This is a genomic window from Streptomyces cinnabarinus (assembly GCF_027270315.1).
GTDB classification, from domain to species: Bacteria; Actinomycetota; Actinomycetes; order Streptomycetales; family Streptomycetaceae; genus Streptomyces; species Streptomyces cinnabarinus.
In genome coordinates, this window is the sequence record NZ_CP114413.1 from 1,918,762 (window position 1) to 1,933,426 (window position 14,665).

Sequence of the window (14,665 nt, forward strand, 5' to 3'; positions counted from 1 at the left end):
GCCCTGACCTGCGCCAGGGCCTCATGGCCGCCTCGGCGCCTCAGCGCGCGTTGAAGTACTTCGCCTCCGGGTGGTGGATCACGATGGCGTCCGTGGACTGCTCGGGGTGCAGCTGGAACTCCTCGGACAGGTGGACCCCGATGCGCTCGGGCCGGAGCAGCTCGGCGATCTTGGCGCGGTCCTCCAGGTCGGGGCAGGCGCCGTAGCCGAGGGAGAAGCGGGCGCCCCGGTACTTCAGGGCGAACATGTCCTCGACGTCGGCGGGGTCCTCACCGGCGAAGCCCAGCTCCGAACGGACGCGCGCGTGCCAGTACTCGGCGAGCGCCTCCGCCAACTGCACGGACAGGCCGTGCAGTTCCAGGTAGTCGCGGTAGGAGTTGGACTCGAAGAGCTTCGCCGTCTCCTCGCCGATGCGGGAGCCGACGGTGACGACCTGGAGGCCGACGACGTCGGTCTCGCCCGACTCCTCCGGGCGGAAGAAGTCGGCCAGGCAGAGCCGGCGGCCGCGGCGCTGGCGGGGGAAGGTGAAGCGGGTGCGCTCGTTGCCCTGCTCGTCCAGGATGATCAGGTCGTCGTCCTTGGAGACACAGGGGAAGTAGCCGTGGACGACGGCCGCTTCGAGGAGGTTCTCCGTCTGGAGGCGGTCCAGCAGGCCGCGCAGTCGCGGACGGCCCTCGGTCTCCACCAGCTCCTCGTAGGTGGGTCCGTCGCCGGTGCGGGCCTGCTTCAGCCCCCACTGGCCCTTGAACAGGGCGCCCTCGTCCAGCCAGGAGGCGTACTCCTTGAGCTGGATGCCCTTGATGACGCGGGTGCCCCAGAAGGGCGGCTTGGGCACGGGGTTGTCGGTGGCGACGTCGGAGCGGACGTGGCCCTCCTCCGGGTGCTCCTCGACCGCCGTCTGCGCGGTGGCCCTGACCCGGCGCTGCTTCAGCTCGGGCAGCTTCGCGCCGGGCACGCCCCGCTTGACGCCGATGAGGGCGTCCATCAGGCGCAGGCCCTCGAACGCGTCGCGGGCGTAACGGACTTCGCCCTCGTACAGCTCGTGCAGGTCCTGCTCGACGTAGGCCCGGGTGAGGGCGGCGCCGCCGAGGATGACGGGGTAATCCGTCGCGAGGCCGCGCTGGTTGAGCTCCTCCAGGTTCTCCTTCATGATCACCGTGGACTTGACCAGGAGCCCGGACATGCCGATGACATCGGCCTTGTGCTCCTCGGCGGCGTCCAGGATCGCGGAGACCGGCTGCTTGATGCCGAGGTTGACGACGTTGTAGCCGTTGTTGGACAGGATGATGTCGACGAGGTTCTTGCCGATGTCATGGACGTCGCCGCGGACCGTGGCCAGCACGATGGTGCCCTTGCCCTCGGCGTCGGACTTCTCCATGTGCGGTTCGAGATGGGCGACGGCGGCCTTCATCACCTCGGCGGACTGCAGGACGAACGGCAGCTGCATCTGGCCGGAGCCGAACAGCTCGCCGACCACCTTCATGCCGTCCAGGAGGGTCTCGTTGACGATGTCGAGGGCGGGCCGGGACTTCAGGGCCTCGTCGAGGTCGGCCTCCAGGCCGTTGCGCTCGCCGTCGATGATGCGGCGCTTGAGGCGCTCCTCCAGGGGCAGCGCGGCCAGCTCCTCGGCCCTGCCCGCCTTGAGGGACTTCGCGGTGGCGCCCTCGAACAGGGCCATCAACTTCTGGAGCGGGTCGTAGCCCTCCGTGCGGCGGTCGTGGATGAGGTCGAGGGCGGTCTGCACCTCTTCCTCGTTGAAGCGGGCGATCGGCAGGATCTTGGAGGCGTGCACGATCGCCGAGTCCAGGCCGGCCTTGACGCACTCGTCGAGGAAGACGGAGTTCAGCAGGATGCGGGCGGCCGGGTTGAGGCCGAAGGAGATGTTGGACAGACCGAGGGTGGTCTGGACGTCCGGGTGGCGGCGCTTGAGCTCGCGGATCGCCTCGATGGTGGCGATGCCGTCCCCTCGGGACTCCTCCTGACCGGTGCAGATGGTGAAGGTCAGGGTGTCGATGAGGATGTCCGACTCGTGGATGCCCCAGTTCCCGGTCAGGTCCTCGATCAGCCGCTCGGCGATCTCGACCTTCTTCTCGGGGGTGCGGGCCTGGCCCTCCTCGTCGATGGTCAGCGCGATCAGCGCGGCGCCGTGCTCCTGGGCGAGCTCGGTGACCTTCGCGAACCGGGACTCGGGCCCGTCGCCGTCCTCGTAGTTGACGGAGTTGATGACCGCGCGTCCGCCGAGCTTCTCCAGACCCGCCCGGATGACGTCGACCTCGGTGGAGTCCAGCACGATCGGCAGCGTGGAGGCGGTGGCGAAGCGGCCGGCCAGCTCCTCCATGTCGGCGACGCCGTCGCGGCCGACGTAGTCCACGCACAGGTCGAGCATGTGCGCGCCCTCGCGGATCTGCTCGCGGGCCATCTCGACGCAGTCGTCCCAGCGGGCCTGGAGCATGGCCTCGCGGAACTTCTTGGAGCCGTTGGCGTTGGTCCGCTCGCCGATCGCCAGGTAGGAGGTGTCCTGGCGGAAGGGGACGGTCTGGTAGAGGGAGGCGGCGCCGGGCTCGGGGCGGGGGTCGCGCTCGACGGGGGCGAGGTCGCGGACCCGCTCGACCAGCTGGCGCAGATGCTCGGGGGTGGTGCCGCAGCAGCCGCCGATCAGGGAGAGGCCGTAGTCGCGGACGAAGGTCTCGTGGGCGTCGGCCAGCTCCGGCGCGGTCAGCGGGTAGCTGGCGCCGTCCTTGCCGAGGACCGGGAGGCCGGCGTTCGGCATGCAGGACAGCGGGATGCGGGAGTGCCGGGCGAGATAGCGCAGGTGCTCGCTCATCTCCGCGGGGCCGGTCGCGCAGTTCATGCCGATCATGTCGATGCCGAGCGGCTCCAGCGCGGTGAGCGCAGCGCCGATCTCGGAGCCGAGCAGCATGGTGCCGGTGGTCTCGACGGTGACGGAGACGATGATCGGCAGGTCGAGGCCGGAGAGCCGGCGGGCGCGCTGGGCGCCGATCACGGCCGCCTTGGTCTGCAGCAGGTCCTGGGTGGTCTCCACGATCAGCGCGTCCGCGCCGCCGGTGATCAGGCCCTCGGCGTTCTGCTGGAAGGCGTCCCGGATCGTGGTGTAGCCGATGTGGCCGAGCGTGGGCAGCTTGGTGCCGGGGCCGATGGAGCCGAGGACCCAGCGCTGCCGGCCGTCCCGGGCGGCGAAGGCGTCGGCCGTCTCACGGGCGATACGGGCGCCCAGCTCGGACAGCTCGAAGACGCGCTCGGGGATGTCGTACTCGGCCATCGCCGCGTAGTTGGCGCCGAAGGTGTTGGTCTCGACGCAGTCCACGCCGGCGTCGAAGTACGCCTCGTGGACGGAGCGGACGATGTCGGGCCGGGTCAGGTTCAGGATCTCGTTGCAGCCCTCGAGGTTCTCAAAGTCCTCGAGAGTGGGGTCCTGGGCCTGGAGCATGGTGCCCATGGCTCCGTCGGCGACCACCACCCGGGTGGCGAGCGCCTCGCGGAGGGCGGACACACGGGTCCGGCTGTCGGCGGAAGGGGTCTGTGGCAACGAGGCCATGTAAGGGCTCCCTGAGGTGCGACGGCTGTCGGCTTTGCGCCCTTGCGATTCGGTTCCGCGGTGGGCGCACGCCGCCAGCGTAGCCGGGACCGGGACCTGATGGTCAGGGCGTCCACGGGACGGACGAGGATGACGGGCGGGTCGCGTCCGGGATACGTGTGACGCAACAGATCCCGGCCGGGCATTGGCGATTGGTCGGCATGGACCGGTAGTGTTCGACATTGCCGAACAGCGGCACAGACATCGTCTGGGAACTCCGGACGGGTCCCAGGGTCGACGATCGATGGGGACGGAGGGCAGGACGGCGATGGCACGGAACATCCAGTCGCTCGAACGGGCGGCCGCGATGCTGCGGCTGCTCGCGGGTGGCGAGCGTCGGCTCGGCCTGTCGGACATCGCGTCCTCGCTGGGGCTCGCCAAGGGCACGGCACACGGCATATTGCGCACGCTCCAGCAGGAGGGCTTCGTCGAACAGGACGAGACCTCCGGGCGCTATCAGCTGGGCGCGGAGCTGCTGCGCCTGGGCACCACCTATCTGGACGTGCACGAGCTGCGGGCTCGCGCCCTCGTCTGGACCGACGACCTGGCCCGCTCCAGCGGGGAGAGCGTGTACCTGGGCGTCCTGCACCAGCAGGGCGTCCTGATCGTGCACCACGTCTTCCGGCCGGACGACAGCCGTCAAGTGCTGGAGATAGGGGCGATGCAGCCGCTGCACTCCACCGGTCTCGGCAAGGTGCTGTCGGCGTACGACCCGGTCGCGCACAGCGAGGTACTGGAGGCCGACCGCAAGGCCTTCACCGACCGGACCGTGTGCGAGCTGGAGGACTTCGAGCGCATCCTCGACATCACCCGCGCGCGTGGCTACGCGGCCGATGTCGAGGAGACCTGGGAGGGTGTCGCCTCCCTGGCCGCCCCCATCCACGACCGGCGCCGCATGCCGGTCGGCGCGGTGGGCGTCACGGGCGCCGTGGAGCGCCTGTGCCAGGACGGAGAGGTACGCCCCGAGGTGATCGCCGCGGTACGGGACTGCGCCCGCGCGGTGTCACGGGATCTGGGCGCCGGGCGCTTCTGACAACAGGGCACATCAACACCGGGACGCCACACGGCGTTCCGGACTTCGCCATACCCTGATACGGACAAATGCGGATGATCGGGTATAGATCACCTCCGTCGATCCATAACACAAGGCGATCAATAACGATCGCGCTTTCGATAACAGAACCCTTGACGCACACCTCACGCCGGAGCAAGACTCCCGTCCATCGGTCGGCATTGTCGAACACCTACCGGCAATACGCGCTAAGGTGTGACAACGCCAAGGGCCGGCACTGCTCTCACCCCCGAGGGCGCGAACCACCGGTGGGACCCGGGGTTCGGCTTCCCCTGGACGAATGACAAAGGAGTCGCGGGTGTCCAGCTCCGACATCTTCCTCGGCGAGACCATCGGTACCGCCATACTCATCCTGCTCGGCGGCGGCGTCTGCGCCGCTGTCACCCTGAAGGCCTCCAAGGCCCGCAACGCCGGCTGGCTCGCCATCACCTTCGGGTGGGGCTTCGCGGTACTCACGGCGGTCTACACCTCGGCGCCGCTGTCCGGCGCACACCTGAACCCGGCCGTGACGTTCGCGCTCGCGATCAAGGACAACGGCATCGAGTGGAGCGACGTCCCCACCTACATCGGTGGACAGATGCTCGGCGCGATGATCGGCGCGGCCCTGGTCTGGATCGCCTACTACGGCCAGTTCCACGCCCACCTCACCGACAAGGAGATCGTGGGCGGCCCCGGCGCCCAGGCCACCGGCACCAAGGCCGTGGAGGCCCAGGAGAAGGGCGCGGGCCCGGTCCTCGGCGTCTTCTCCACCGGTCCGGAGATCCGGGTCGCCTGGCAGAACGTGGCCACTGAGGTCCTCGGCACCGTCGTGCTGGTGCTCGCCGTCCTCACGCAGGGCCTGAACGCCGCGGGCGACGGCCTCGGCATCCTGGGCGGACTCGTCACCGCGCTCGTGGTGGTCGGTATCGGCCTCTCCCTCGGTGGCCCGACCGGGTACGCGATCAACCCGGCCCGTGACCTCGGTCCGCGGATCGTGCACGCCCTCCTGCCCCTGCCCAACAAGGGCGGTTCCGACTGGGGCTATGCCTGGGTCCCGGTGGTCGGTCCGCTGCTCGGCGCGGCGATCGCCGCAGGCATCTACAACGTCGCTTTCGTCTAAACCGGGCACCTTCCCCAGCACCCGGCTTTCGTCTGAAGCACCAGTAGACACGTCCTCTTAATCCACGGATCTTCAGGAGCACACAGTGACCGACGCCCACACCGCCGGCCCCTTCATCGCCGCCATCGACCAGGGCACCACCTCGTCCCGCTGCATCGTCTTCGACCGCGACGGCCGTATCGTCTCCGTCGACCAGAAGGAGCACGAGCAGATCTTCCCCAAGCCGGGCTGGGTCGAGCACAACGCCAACGAGATCTGGACCAACGTCCAGGAAGTCGTCGCCGGAGCCATCCAGAAGGCGGGCATCACCCGCGACGACATCAAGGCCATCGGCATCACCAACCAGCGCGAGACCACCGTGCTGTGGGACAAGAACACCGGTGAGCCCGTCCACAACGCCCTCGTCTGGCAGGACACCCGCACCGACTCGCTCTGCAAGGAGCTCGGCCGCAACGTCGGCCAGGACCGCTTCCGCCGGGAGACGGGCCTGCCGCTCGCGTCCTACTTCTCCGGTCCGAAGGCCCGCTGGCTGCTCGACAACGTCGAGGGCCTGCGGGAGCGCGCCGAGGCCGGCGACATCCTCTTCGGCACCATGGACACCTGGGTCATCTGGAACCTGACCGGCGGCGTCAACGGCGGCAAGCACGTCACCGACGTCACCAACGCGTCCCGCACCATGCTGATGAACCTCCACACCATGGAGTGGGACGACAAGATCGCCGAGTCCATCGGCGTCCCGCTGGGGATCCTCCCGGAGATCCGCTCCTCCGCCGAGGTCTACGGCGAGGTCACCGGCGGCAAGCTGGGCGACCTGCTCGGCGGCATCCCGGTCGCCTCGGCGCTCGGCGACCAGCAGGCGGCCCTGTTCGGCCAGACCTGCTTCTCCGAGGGCGAGACCAAGTCCACCTACGGCACCGGCACCTTCATGGTGATGAACACCGGTGACAAGATCATCAACTCCTACGCGGGCCTGCTGACCACGGTCGGCTACAAGATCGGCGACCAGCCGACCGTGTTCGCGCTGGAGGGCTCGATCGCCGTCACCGGCTCGCTGGTGCAGTGGATGCGCGACCAGATGGGCCTGGTCTCCACCGCGGCCGAGATCGAGACGCTCGCGCTCTCGGTCGAGGACAACGGCGGCGCCTACTTCGTGCCGGCCTTCTCCGGCCTGTTCGCCCCGCACTGGCGCTCCGACGCCCGCGGTGTGATCGCCGGTCTGACCCGGTACGTCACCAAGGCGCACCTGGCGCGCGCCGTCCTGGAGGCGACCGCCTGGCAGACCCGGGAGATCGCCGACGCGATGGTCAAGGACTCCGGCGACGAGCTGGTGGCCCTGAAGGTCGACGGCGGCATGACCTCCAACAACCTGCTGATGCAGACCCTCTCGGACGTCCTGGACGCCCCCGTGGTGCGCCCCATGGTCGCCGAGACCACCTGCCTCGGTGCCGCCTACGCCGCCGGTCTCGCCGTCGGCTTCTGGTCCAGCACGGACGAACTGCGCGCCAACTGGCGCCGGGCCGCCGAGTGGACCCCGCACATGGACGCGGAGACCCGCGATCGCGAGTACAAGAACTGGCTCAAGGCCGTCGAGCGGACCATGGGCTGGATCGACGACGACGACGAGCACTGACAAGAGCCGCGGGGAGCTCAGCGTCGAGCTCCCCGGCGAGCTCTGCCCCACGCTCTGATGAGGAGTAAGAACCAGAAATGACCAGTCAGACCACCCTGCAGTCCGTGCCTGCCCTGGGGACGCGCCCGGCCTCCGGCTCCAACCCGAGCCGCGCCGAGACCCGGGAGCAGCTCTCCAAGGCGTCGTTCGACCTTCTCGTGATCGGCGGCGGCATCCTGGGCATCTCCACCGCCTGGCACGCCGCGCAGTCCGGCCTCAGGGTGGCTCTGGTCGACGCCGGCGACTTCGCCGGCGCCACCTCCTCCGCCTCCTCCAAACTGCTCCACGGCGGTCTGCGCTACCTGCAGACCGGCGCGGTGAAGCTGGTGGCGGAGAACCACTTCGAGCGCCGTGCGGTCTCCCGTCAGGTGGCCCCCCACCTGGCGAACCCGCTCACCTTCTACCTCCCCGTGTACAAGGGGGGTCCGCACGGCGCGGCGAAGCTCGGCGCGGGCGTCTTCGCCTACTCCGCGCTCTCCGCGTTCGGTGACGGCGTCGGCCACCTCCTCTCCCCCGCCAAGGCGGCGCAGGACGTGCCCGAGCTGCGCACCGACAACCTCAAGGCCGTGGCCGTGTACGGCGACGACCAGATGAACGACGCCCGCATGGCGCTGATGACGGTCCGCGCGGCCGTCGAGGCGGGTGCGGCCGTGCTGAACCACGCCGAGGTCACCGGCCTGCGCTTCACCAAGGGCCGGGTCACCGGCGCCGAGCTGCGCGACCGGGTCACCGGCGACGAGTTCGGCGTCACCGCCCGCCTGGTGCTCAACGCGACCGGGCCGTGGGTGGACCACCTGCGCAAGATGGAGGACCCCAATGCCGCGCCGTCGATCCGGCTGTCGAAGGGCGCGCATCTGGTCCTGAAGCGGACCGCGCCCTGGAAGGCCGCGCTGGCCACGCCGATCGACAAGTACCGCATCACCTTCGCCCTGCCGTGGGAGGACATGCTGCTGCTCGGCACCACCGACGAGGAGTTCGAGGGTGACCCGGCGGACGTGTCCGTCAACGACAAGGACATAACCCAGATCCTGGACGAGGCCGCGTTCTCCATCCGCGACCAGCAGCTGTCCCGGGATCTGATCACCTACTCCTTCGCGGGTCTTCGGGTACTCCCTGGCGGTCCCGGCGACACCGCGAAGGCCAAGCGCGAGACGGTCGTCACCGAGGGCCGCGGCGGCATGCTGTCGGTCGCGGGCGGCAAGTGGACCACCTTCCGGCACATCGGCCGTACGGTCATGCAGAAGCTGGAGCAGCTGCCGGGCCACCCGCTGGGCGAGGACTTCGAGCCGATCAGCTCGCTGCCGAAGAAGGTCCCGCTGCCGGGTGTCGCCAACCCGCGCGCGGTCGCGCACCGCCTCCTGGTGGACCGTCCGGCTCCCGGCCCCCGTATGGGCGCCGACACCGCCAGGCACCTGTCCACCCACTACGGTTCGCTGGCCTTCGACATCGCCCGCCTGGCCAATGACAACCCCGAGCTCGCCGAGCGCGTCCACCCCGACGCCCCGGAGATCTGGGCCCAGGTCGTCTATGCCCGCGACAACGAGTGGGCCGAGACCGCGGACGACGTGCTGCGCCGCCGTACGACGCTGACGATCCGCGGCCTGGCCACGGACGACGTCCGCGCCAAGGTCCAGGACCTGCTCGACAAGAAGTAGACCTCGGTCCCGGCCCCGACACCTGGCGGGGCCGGTGACACCGGGACGGCCCTCTCCCCTGGGGCCGGCACGCGATCGGGGCGGCTCCCTGCCGACGGAGCCGCCCCTTTCGCATGCCCGCATAATGTGCTCAGACCTCGGATGTCTGAGCGCGCAGGAGGCCCCATGGCAGTCACCGACGAGGCGATCGAGAAGATCAAGGGCATGATCGTCTCCGGTGCGCTGGGTCCCGGTGACCGGCTGCCCAAGGAGAGCGAACTCGCCGCCGAACTCGGCCTGTCCCGCAACTCCCTGCGCGAGGCGGTGCGCGCCCTGTCGCTGATCCGGATCCTGGACGTGCGGCAGGGCGACGGCACCTATGTGACCAGCCTCGATCCGCAACTGCTCCTGGAGGCCATGAGTTTCGTCGTCGACTTCCACCGCGACGACACCGTGCTGGAGTTCCTCGCGGTACGGCGCATCCTGGAGCCGGCCGCCACCGCACTGGCGGCCGCACACCTCGACGAGCGGCAACTGGACGAGCTGTCCGAGCAGTTGGACCGGCTCGGCACCGCGCCCTCGGTGGAGGAGCTGGTCGCCGCCGATCTCCGCTTCCACCGGTCGATCGTGGGGGCATCCGGCAACTCGGTGCTCTGCTCGCTGCTGGACGGTCTGTCCGGGCCCACCACCCGGGCCCGGATCTGGCGCGGCCTGACCCAGGAGGACGCGGTCAGCCGCACCCTGCAGGAGCACCGCGCGATCCTCGCCGCCCTGCGCGAGAGGGACGCGGAGGCGGCACGCGCCTGGGCGACCGTGCACATCGCTAGCGTCGAACAGTGGTTGCGCACCACGTTGTGAGGACCGGCGGGTGGGGGGTGTTCGGGACTGGCGATCGGGGCAGTGATCCGTTCACTCCCCCGTGCAAGGGGGCTGCGGGCGCCCCCGCCGCACGCCGTAAGGTTGGGTCGTCAGGCGAGGGCACGTCGGAAGGAGGCGCTGGGTGATCGAGCTGGAGGGAGTTCCCGAGCTGATCGACCCAGTCATGGTGGCCGCGTTCGAAGGCTGGAACGATGCCGGCGACGCCGCCTCCACCGCGGTCGCTCATCTGGACCGGGAGTGGAAGGGCGAGGTGTTCGCGGCGCTGGACGCCGAGGACTACTACGACTTCCAGGTCAACCGCCCCACGGTGTGGATGGACGCGGGAGTGCGGAAGATCACGTGGCCCACGACCAGGCTGTCCGTGGTCCGGGTCGGCGGTGAGAAGCCGCGCGATCTCGTGCTCGTCCGGGGTATCGAGCCGTCCATGCGCTGGCGCTCGTTCTGCAACGAGCTGCTCGGCTTCGCGCACGAACTGGGCGTGGAGCTGGTGGTCATCCTGGGCGCCCTGCTCGGCGACACCCCGCACACGCGCCCCGTCCCGATCTCCGGGACCACCTCGGACGCCGATCTGGCCCGCCGGATGGACCTGGAGGAGACCAAGTACGAGGGCCCCACGGGCATCGTCGGTGTCCTGCAGGAGGCGTGCACGCACGCGGGCGTGCCGGCCGTCAGCCTCTGGGCGGCCGTACCGCACTACGTGTCGCAGCCGCCGAATCCGAAGGCGACGCTGGCACTGCTGAACCGCCTTGAGGACCTGATCGACGTGCGCATCCCGCTGGGCGAGCTGCCCGAGGACGCGCGTGCCTGGCAGGTGGGCGTGGATCAGCTGGCCGCCGAGGACACCGAGGTCGCCGAGTACGTGCAGACGCTGGAGGAGGCCCGGGACACCGCCGAGCTGCCGGAGGCGTCCGGCGAGGCGATCGCGCGGGAGTTCGAGCGGTATCTGCGGCGCCGGGACGGCGGCCCGTCGGCGGGCGGACACGCCACGGCGGACGGCGGTGAAGGCACCTATCTGCGGGACAACCCGAGCGGCCGGGCCCGCCCGCCGAAGCCTCCGAAGCCGAACCCCGAGGACGACGAGTCGTCGGAGGACTGAGGCTCCGGGAGCGATCGGCCGAAGGGCGGTGCGCCGGGTGCGCACCGCCCTTCGCCGTCACTTCGGCACGGAGACGATCGCGTACGCCGTCTCGGGTGCCGGCGTGGTGGTGAACCGCGCGTTGGGCAGGTAGAGCCGCCCCCGGAACGCGGCCACCGTCGTCGGCACGTCGAAGGCGGGGTCGGTGATCCGGCGACGGAAGACTCCGCCGCGGCCGTCGGCGGCCAGGGTGAAGACGTCGATGGCGTTCTGCCGGTTCTGCACGACGTACAGCGTCCGCCCGGTCAGCAGCAGGCCGTCGCCGTTGGAGAGGGGGGCCGCGTCGCCGAGGTCGACGCGGGTGGTGACGCCGGTGCGCGGGTCGACCCGGTGCAGGGCGCCGACCCCGGACTGCACCACGAGCAGCGCCGAGCCGTCGGGAGTGCGGGTGATGCCGTTGGCGTTCACGACCTCGCCGGGCACCTGGTTCCAGTCGCCGCCGAGGGTGATCCGTACGACCTCGTCCTGGTCCGGCAGCCGGCCGTGCCGGCCGAGCGGGAGGGCGTACAGGGCCGGCTGGTAGGAGTCGGTGAACCAGGCCGCGCGCGGGGTCAGGAAGACGTCGTTGGCGAAGGTGGGCGTGGTGGTCGAGAGGACGTAGGAGGCGAGGATCTCGCCGCTGCGGGCGTCCACCACACGGGCGCCCTGGCCGCGGCCGGCCACGAACAGCCGTCCCCGGTCGTCGAGTTTGAGGCCGACCGACGGCGTGCCGGGTCCGGCCGAGACGATCTTGCCGGTGCCGGTGCGCAGGTCGGCGCGGTAGAGGGAGCCGTCGCCGAGCGAGCCGAGGTAGGCGTACGGGCCGCCGCCGATCGTGATGCCCTCCGGGCGGAAGCCGTCGGGCAGCGGGATCACGGCCGGACCGGCGGTGGCGTGCGCGGGCGTGCCGACGAGCGCGGCACCGGTGGCCGCCGCGCCGACGGTGAGCAGTCCGCGGCGGCTGAGGGGATGTGCGAAGGAACCGTGTGTGGGAGCCACGGGGAGCCCTTCCACGAAAGGGACCGGCAGTTGAACCGGTCCAGCGGTCAACTGACCGCTCCACCCCATCACATGGGCCGCGCCCACCACAGCATGCGACAGTCGTTTGACAGCGCCTCGACAGCATCCGGCCGGATTATGGCGTGACATCTGTTTCCGGCCGGATTGCACACGTTGCCCAATTCAACTTGTTTTCAAACCGAGTTGGCGAAAACAGCCTTTACGAGTCGCCGTCGGAGTGCTTGGTTGTCCCCCGAAGGCGACACCCGCGCTGACCGAAGGGAGCGGTACCCGATGACCGATCAGGTACAGCCGCAGGGCCCGGGGGCGTCCGGACCGGGGCCCGACGGAGCGGGATTCACCTATCGAGGAGCGGAGCGGGAACTGATCGTCGTCGCCCGCCCGGAGGCCGGGCTGCGGGCCGGGGCCGAGGGCGTACGGTCGGCGGCGGGCGCCGATGTGTCGGCGCTGAACATGTTCCTCGACGACGAACAGCTGGCCCTGGAGCCGCTGTTCGGCAGCGAGGAGCGGCTGCGGCAGTCGCCGTCGGCGGACCCGGAGAACGACCTCGCGGTGTTCTACCGGGTGCGTGGCGGGGAGGGCCGCGCGGCGGAGCTGCGCTCACGGATCGCCGCGCTGCCGGGCGTGGACACGGCGTACGTGAAACCGGGCGCCGTGCCCGCGACCCTGCACAGCGAGGAGGACCGCAGGCTGAAGGAGGGCGCCGCCGTCACACCCGACTTCGGCAGCCGCCAGGGCTATCTGCGGCCCGCGCCCGAGGGCATCGACGCCCACTGGGCCTGGCAGCGGCCCGGCGGCACCGGTCAGGGCGTGACGGTGATCGATGTGGAGGGCGCCTGGCAGCTCGGCCACGAGGATCTGGCCGCCCGGCTGGCCGGTGTCGTCGTCGGCACCCCGGTCGACGATCTCGCCTGGCGCAACCACGGCACCGCCGTGATCGGCGTGATCGGCGGCGACCGCAATGAGTACGGCGTCCAGGGCGCCGCGCCGGACGCGGTGACCGCGGCCGCGTCCTTCCAGGGCGTCGGCACCGCGGCTGCGATCCACGCGGCGGCGGAGCGGCTCGGCCCCGGCGACATCGTGCTGGTCGAACTCCACCGGCCGGGACCGCGGTTCGAGTACGCCGAGCGCGACGACCAGCGGGGCTACCTGGCTCTGGAGTGGTGGCCGGACGACTTCGCGGCCGTGCGGCACGCCTCCGCCAAGGGCGTGCTCGTGGTAGCGGCCGCGGGCAACGGCGCCGAGTCGCTGGACGATGCGGTCTACGAGCGCCGCCCGGACGAATTCCCGCGCGGCTGGCGCAACCCGTTCAACCCGTCCAATCCCTCCTCCGGTGCCGTCCTGGTCGGCGCGGGCGCCCCGCCGCCCGGTACGCACGGCCGGGATCACGGCCCGGACCGGTCGAGGCTGGCGTTCTCCAACTACGGCTCACGCGTGGACGCGCAGGGCTGGGGGCACGAGGTCACGACCACCGGCGGCTTCTGGGACCGGCCCGGGGATCTCCAGGGCGGGCCCGAGGAGATCGCCTGGTACACCGACACGTTCTCGGGGACCTCCGCCGCCGCACCGGTGGTGGTCGGCGCGCTGGCCGCGCTCCAGGGCATGCTCAAGGCGGCAGGCCAGGCCCCGATGTCCGCCGAACGCGCCCGCGCGGTGCTGCGGGCGAGCGGTTCCCCGCAACAGGACGCGCCGGGCCGGCCGGCCTCGCAGCGGATCGGCGGCCGGCCCGACATCAGGGCGGCGGTGACGCAGCTGCTGCCGCACGCGGTCGACTCGGGCCGGGCCGAGCGTTACTGGGACGAGCTCCTGCCGTACCCGCGTGAACTCCCGCCGAGGCTCCGGCTGTACGTGGCCGGTGCCTGGCGGAACCTGAACCGTCCGTCCCCCGAGCTCCGCCAGGCGGTGCACGCCGCGTTCGCGGGGGGACGGCCCGACGTCCGGGTGTGGTTCTCGGACGACGAAATCGTCGGCCTGGTGATCACCGGCTGACGGACAGCCCATACCAGCAAGGGAAGGTGGCACAGGTATGAGCACCACCCCGCAGATGGGTCAACTGGCACAGCAGTACCCAAGCACCGCTCCGTACCAGCAACAGCCCTACCAGCAGCAGCCGTTCGGCGGCATGGGCGGCGGCATCAGCGGCGGCATCGGCATGACCGGCGGCTCGCTGGAGCAGCTCCAGCAGCTCGGCCAGCAGCAGCCCTACCAGCAGTTGGTGCAGCAGATGGCGCCCCAGCAGCAGGACCAGCAGGCGCAGCAGGCCGAGCAGCAGATGCAGCAGCAGTTGCAGCAGATCGCGCTGGCCGCCGTACAGCAGCTGGCGCAGCAGGTGCAGACGCAGGCCCTCGCGGCCGGCGTGGCGACCGGCTTCATCGACTGCGTCCACCCGCTCCAGGGGCAGCCGCATCAGATCTTCCTGCGCGTCAACCAGCAGTTCCGGGTCCTCAACAACCCGAACCCGCAGGTCCACCAGCAGATCCAGCAGGCCTTCGCCTGTGGGCACCAGGTGATCGCCGTCTGGGACACGCAGTCGCCGAGCGTCCTGCGCAGCGTGCGGATCCAGCGCCTGTGACGGGCACTTGA

At 70.5% G+C, this 14,665-nt stretch carries 10 protein-coding genes; 8 read left to right on the forward strand and 2 right to left on the reverse strand.

Features of this window, described 5'->3' with window-relative positions; translation table 11 throughout:
* Positions 1–40: 40 nt before the first annotated feature.
* Positions 41–3,556: a methionine synthase gene (gene metH, locus STRCI_RS08635; RefSeq protein ID WP_269658257.1), complete on the reverse strand. Its 3,516-nt coding sequence runs from the start codon at positions 3,554–3,556 to the stop codon at positions 41–43.
* Between the two features lie 307 nt (positions 3,557–3,863).
* On the opposite strand from metH, the gene STRCI_RS08640 reads away from it, so the two are divergent.
* From STRCI_RS08640 to STRCI_RS08665, 6 genes are all read left to right on the forward strand, one after another.
* Positions 3,864–4,628: an IclR family transcriptional regulator gene (locus STRCI_RS08640; protein ID WP_269658258.1), complete on the forward strand. Its 765-nt coding sequence runs from the start codon at positions 3,864–3,866 to the stop codon at positions 4,626–4,628.
* A 337-nt stretch (positions 4,629–4,965) separates the two neighbouring features.
* Positions 4,966–5,766: an MIP/aquaporin family protein gene (locus STRCI_RS08645; RefSeq protein WP_269658259.1), complete on the forward strand. Its 801-nt coding sequence runs from the start codon at positions 4,966–4,968 to the stop codon at positions 5,764–5,766.
* Between the two features lie 85 nt (positions 5,767–5,851).
* Positions 5,852–7,396 (forward strand): glycerol kinase GlpK, encoded by a 1,545-nt coding sequence (gene glpK / locus STRCI_RS08650; RefSeq protein WP_269658260.1) that lies wholly within the window; start codon positions 5,852–5,854, stop codon positions 7,394–7,396.
* 77 nt (positions 7,397–7,473) lie between these two features.
* Positions 7,474–9,090 (forward strand): glycerol-3-phosphate dehydrogenase/oxidase, encoded by a 1,617-nt coding sequence (locus STRCI_RS08655; RefSeq protein ID WP_269658261.1) that lies wholly within the window; start codon positions 7,474–7,476, stop codon positions 9,088–9,090.
* A 165-nt stretch (positions 9,091–9,255) separates the two neighbouring features.
* Positions 9,256–9,927: a FadR/GntR family transcriptional regulator gene (locus STRCI_RS08660; protein WP_269658262.1), complete on the forward strand. Its 672-nt coding sequence runs from the start codon at positions 9,256–9,258 to the stop codon at positions 9,925–9,927.
* A 142-nt stretch (positions 9,928–10,069) separates the two neighbouring features.
* Positions 10,070–11,044 carry a PAC2 family protein gene (locus tag STRCI_RS08665; RefSeq protein WP_269658263.1) on the forward strand — a complete coding sequence of 325 codons (975 nt, stop codon included), beginning with the start codon at positions 10,070–10,072 and terminating at the stop codon, positions 11,042–11,044.
* Positions 11,045–11,101: 57 nt separating this feature from the next.
* On the opposite strand, the gene STRCI_RS08670 is transcribed toward STRCI_RS08665, so the two are convergent.
* On the reverse strand, positions 11,102–12,061 hold the full coding sequence (locus STRCI_RS08670) for an SMP-30/gluconolactonase/LRE family protein (RefSeq protein ID WP_269658264.1): 960 nt from the start codon (positions 12,059–12,061) through the stop codon (positions 11,102–11,104).
* A gap of 294 nt (positions 12,062–12,355) precedes the next feature.
* Here STRCI_RS08670 and STRCI_RS08675 point away from each other — a divergent pair, with 294 nt between their 5' ends.
* Together STRCI_RS08675 and STRCI_RS08680 are read left to right on the forward strand one after the other, a co-directional pair.
* Entirely contained in the window at positions 12,356–14,071 is a 1,716-nt protein-coding gene (locus STRCI_RS08675) for a S8 family peptidase (protein ID WP_269658265.1), read from the forward strand.
* Between the two features lie 37 nt (positions 14,072–14,108).
* Positions 14,109–14,654 (forward strand): hypothetical protein, encoded by a 546-nt coding sequence (locus STRCI_RS08680; protein ID WP_269658266.1) that lies wholly within the window; start codon positions 14,109–14,111, stop codon positions 14,652–14,654.
* Positions 14,655–14,665 lie beyond the last annotated feature (11 nt).

Excerpts from the sequence above, each read along its gene's own strand:
- metH (WP_269658257.1), bottom strand. The coding sequence starts at position 3,556 with ATGGCCTCGTTGCCACAGACCCCTTCCGCCGACAGCCGGACCCGTGTG.
- STRCI_RS08640 (WP_269658258.1), top strand. The coding sequence starts at position 3,864 with ATGGCACGGAACATCCAGTCGCTCGAACGGGCGGCCGCGATGCTGCGG.
- STRCI_RS08655 (WP_269658261.1), top strand. The coding sequence starts at position 7,474 with ATGACCAGTCAGACCACCCTGCAGTCCGTGCCTGCCCTGGGGACGCGC.
- STRCI_RS08660 (WP_269658262.1), top strand. The coding sequence starts at position 9,256 with ATGGCAGTCACCGACGAGGCGATCGAGAAGATCAAGGGCATGATCGTC.
- STRCI_RS08675 (WP_269658265.1), top strand. The coding sequence starts at position 12,356 with ATGACCGATCAGGTACAGCCGCAGGGCCCGGGGGCGTCCGGACCGGGG.
- STRCI_RS08680 (WP_269658266.1), top strand. The coding sequence starts at position 14,109 with ATGAGCACCACCCCGCAGATGGGTCAACTGGCACAGCAGTACCCAAGC.